At 32.2% G+C, this 3,445-nt stretch carries 5 protein-coding genes; 2 read left to right on the forward strand and 3 right to left on the reverse strand.

Annotated elements, in window-relative coordinates; all coding sequences use genetic code 11:
* Both nusA and rimP read right to left on the reverse strand, forming a co-directional pair.
* Positions 1 to 1,134: transcription termination factor NusA (nusA, locus tag PHC28_RS17105; protein WP_300103420.1), on the reverse strand; the 1,134-nt coding region annotated here is incomplete at its 3' end.
* Between the two features lie 13 nt (positions 1,135 to 1,147).
* Positions 1,148 to 1,612: a ribosome assembly cofactor RimP gene (rimP, locus tag PHC28_RS17110; RefSeq protein ID WP_300103422.1), complete on the reverse strand. Its 465-nt coding sequence runs from the start codon at positions 1,610 to 1,612 to the stop codon at positions 1,148 to 1,150.
* Between the two features lie 182 nt (positions 1,613 to 1,794).
* On the opposite strand from rimP, the gene PHC28_RS17115 reads away from it, so the two are divergent.
* Positions 1,795 to 1,935, forward strand: a complete 141-nt coding sequence (locus PHC28_RS17115; RefSeq protein WP_300103424.1) for a hypothetical protein — start codon at positions 1,795 to 1,797, stop codon at positions 1,933 to 1,935.
* Positions 1,936 to 2,092: 157 nt separating this feature from the next.
* Complete coding sequence (locus PHC28_RS17120; RefSeq protein WP_300103426.1) at positions 2,093 to 2,290, forward strand: universal stress protein; 198 nt, start codon at positions 2,093 to 2,095, stop codon at positions 2,288 to 2,290.
* Between the two features lie 154 nt (positions 2,291 to 2,444).
* Here the strand turns inward: PHC28_RS17120 and PHC28_RS17125 are convergent.
* On the reverse strand, positions 2,445 to 3,445 hold a 1,001-nt coding region (locus PHC28_RS17125), incomplete at its 5' end, for a T9SS type A sorting domain-containing protein (RefSeq protein WP_300103428.1).

A 3,445-nucleotide genomic window follows, 5' to 3' on the forward strand; every position in this document is an offset into this window, starting at 1 on the left:
ACCAATTTTCGCAAACTCTTCAATTACCCAGTCTTCAATCTCGTCTGAAAACTCTGTTAATTCAACATCATCATCATCAGATGTAGAACCAGCAACATCTCCTTCACGAATAACATCTAACTCGTAACCTGTTAGCTGACCTGCTAATTTAATATTGTGACCTCCTCTACCAATTGCTTTAGAAACTTCTTCTAATTTCAAGAAAACTTCAGCTCTTTTTGTTTCTTCATTAATTTTAATTGAAGAGACTTTTGCAGGGCTTAATGCTCTTGTAATATACAATTGTATGTTAGTGGTATAATTGATAACATCTATGTTTTCATTTCCTAATTCGCGAACAATTCCGTGAATACGAGAACCTTTCATTCCTACACAAGCTCCTACTGGGTCGATTCTATCATCGTATGAATCAACAGCGACTTTTGCTTTTTCGCCTGGAATTCTTACTACTTTTTTAACCATTATCAATCCGTCGAAAACTTCTGGAATTTCTTGTTCGAATAATTTTTCTAAGAATTTCTCTGAAGTTCTTGACATAATTATTTGAGGTTTATTTCCTTTTAATTCAACGCTTTCAATGATTCCTCGAACATTGTCTCCTTTTCTGAAAAAGTCTGATGGAATTTGTTTTTCTTTTGGAAGAACAATTTCGTTTCCTTCATCGTCAATCAAAATTACAACTCTTGGACGAACATGATGTACTTCGGCAGTATATATTTCGCCTATTAAATCTTTAAATTGTTTATATAGATTTGTGTTGTCGTGTTCGTGAATTTTAGAAATTAGGTTTTGGCGTAAAGCTAAAATGGCTCTTCTTCCAAGGTCGATTAGCTTAACTTCTTCTGAAACTTCTTCTCCAATTTCGAAATCAGGTTCTATTTTTCTGGCTTCGGTTAATGTAATTTCTTCATTTTCTAAATCTAAATCATCGTCGGCTACAATAACTCTACGTCTCCAGATTTCCATATCGCCTTTATCAGGATTAATGATAATATCAAAATTGTCATCTGATCCAAATTTTTTCTTCAATGCATTTCTAAATACATCTTCTAATATCGCCATAAGCGTTACACGATCAATAAGTTTATCGTCTTTAAACTCTGAAAATGAATCGATTAATGCTAAATTTTCCATGCCAACTAATTAATTAAAATGTTACTGTAACAATTGCTTCTTTTATTTCTGTATAAGGTATTTCTTGTGTTTTTTGAACCGTTTCTTTTCCTTTTCCTACTTTTTTTGGTTCTCTTGCTTTCCACGACAAAATTATAAAATTATCATTAGCTTCAACTAATTCTGCTTCAATTGTTTGGGTTGCTAATTTTACTATTAATGTTCTGCCAACGTTTTTTTTGTATTGACGAATCATTTTTAATGGTGATCCAACGCCTACTGATGCTACTTCTAAAGAAAAATCCTGTTCTTCTCTATCTAAATTATGTTCTATAGCACGACTAATATCAATACAATCCTGCAAAGCCACACCATTATCTCCATCTAAAGTTACGATAATTTTAAAATTATCTGTAATTGTTAAATCTATCAGGAAAATAAAGGGTTTCTCTTCTAATCCTGCAATCAATAATTCGTTAACTTTTTCTTTAAATGTCATAATTTTTATGAAAAGAGGCACGCAATGCGTGCCTCATTATCTAGTTTTTTATTAAATAACTGTGCAAATATAGTGTTTTTTTTGTAAAACAAAAATGATTGTTTTATGTTAAAAAAAGTTTGAAGACTTAATCTCCCGAATATTATGTTCTGTTTATCAAATAATTTCAAAAATTTTTAATTATGAAACGGATTTTAATACTAGTTGATTTTTCTGAATATTCAGAAGAAGCTCTAAAAGTTGCTGCACAAATTACCCGAAAAAACGGTTCGATTCTCAAACATTCCTGTTTTAGTCATAAAAAAAGAGACGAAAGAGCTTAAAACAAATAATTTTATCTTTGCTTCAGATTTTTCAAAAGAAACTCGAAAACCTTTCCTAAAAATGATTCAATTTGCAAATTTTTTGATTCAAATCTGTTTTTAGTAATGCTTTGTACTCCTACGTAGTTTCAAGATTACGGCTAATGCTGAAAAAATAATGTCTGATTTTATAGCTAATTTCGACATAGAAAACTATTCCTCACACATTTATAACGACATCAATATTGAAAGCGAAATTATAAATTTTGCCAACAGTGTAGAGGTAGATTTAATAGGAATGTGTACCCATGTCAGAACTGGATTGGCACATTTCTATAATGGAAGTATAGGAGAATATCTAGTAAATCACACATAAAACCTGTGATAACTTTCAAAATTTAAAGTTACACAAAGAAAAATCACTTTAAATCAGGGTAATTTTGGCTGCATTCCTTTTCGCATTTCATTAAATAATTTAAGAAAAAGAAGATGTTGATTAGTGCATCTTCTTTTTCTGTCTATTAAATTGGTTAATGTTCAACCACCAATTTGGCTGTTTTAACAATATTGTCCGTTTGCACAGTAACAGTATAAATACCATTGGCAAGATAGCTGATATCTATTTCGTTGCTATTAGCACCTTTCATAGTTGTTATTTGTTTACTAAGCACTTTCTGGCCTGTCGTGTTCAGGATCGTAATGATACTCTGCCCGTTTTCCTTCGTATTAAAATATGCTGTAACCCTATTTGATACTGGATTTGGAGAAAGTTTTACTCCATTAATAGCTTCTATCTTCTCATTTTGAATTGCAACAGTTTCATTGACTTCCTTACCGCTTGTTACATTACTTCCAGATAATGTGTCTTTTTTTGAATACATGGCTTCAATGTTGGAGACACCCAATTTAGATGAATTAACTAGATCTGACGTTACCTTTTTTAATATTGAATAACCCCAAATATCAATTGCTTTTCCATTTGTAGCTGTACAGGTTATCCCCGCCTGAAACCGGTAGATTCTGCCAATTTTAAGGTTCATAGCAATAAAACCTGGTCCAGAAAACATTCTTTCTGTTTTCCATGGCGCCCAAGTAACCCCATCTGTACTTAATATACTGCTCCGAAAAATATAATTCCCAAATGGAGTAGTGTCGTCCCACACAAGAATTAAATAATTACCGATTACAGAAGTCGTACTTTTTGCGGATGATACCCTAAGATTTGTTGGAGCAATACAATCATCTGAAAGTGGCACCAACTTTCTTCCTATGATTTCACTCCAAAGGTCAGTTGAGATTCCGTTTAAACCTGTACAGACTATACCTACCCTAAACTGATAGGATCTGTTGGTTATAAGCCCGGTAGAAATATATGGTGGTCCATAAATATCACTTCTTTCAGTTACCCATGGTCCGAACGTAACCCCATCTGTATTTATTATCCTTCTCTGGAATTTATAAGGTCCAGAGGTATTATTTAGATTCCAATTAAAAGTTATAGAATTTGAGCTTTGCGCTGTTATTTTTAAAT

Source organism: Flavobacterium sp., from assembly GCF_028712645.1.
GTDB lineage: Bacteria > Bacteroidota > Bacteroidia > Flavobacteriales > Flavobacteriaceae > Flavobacterium.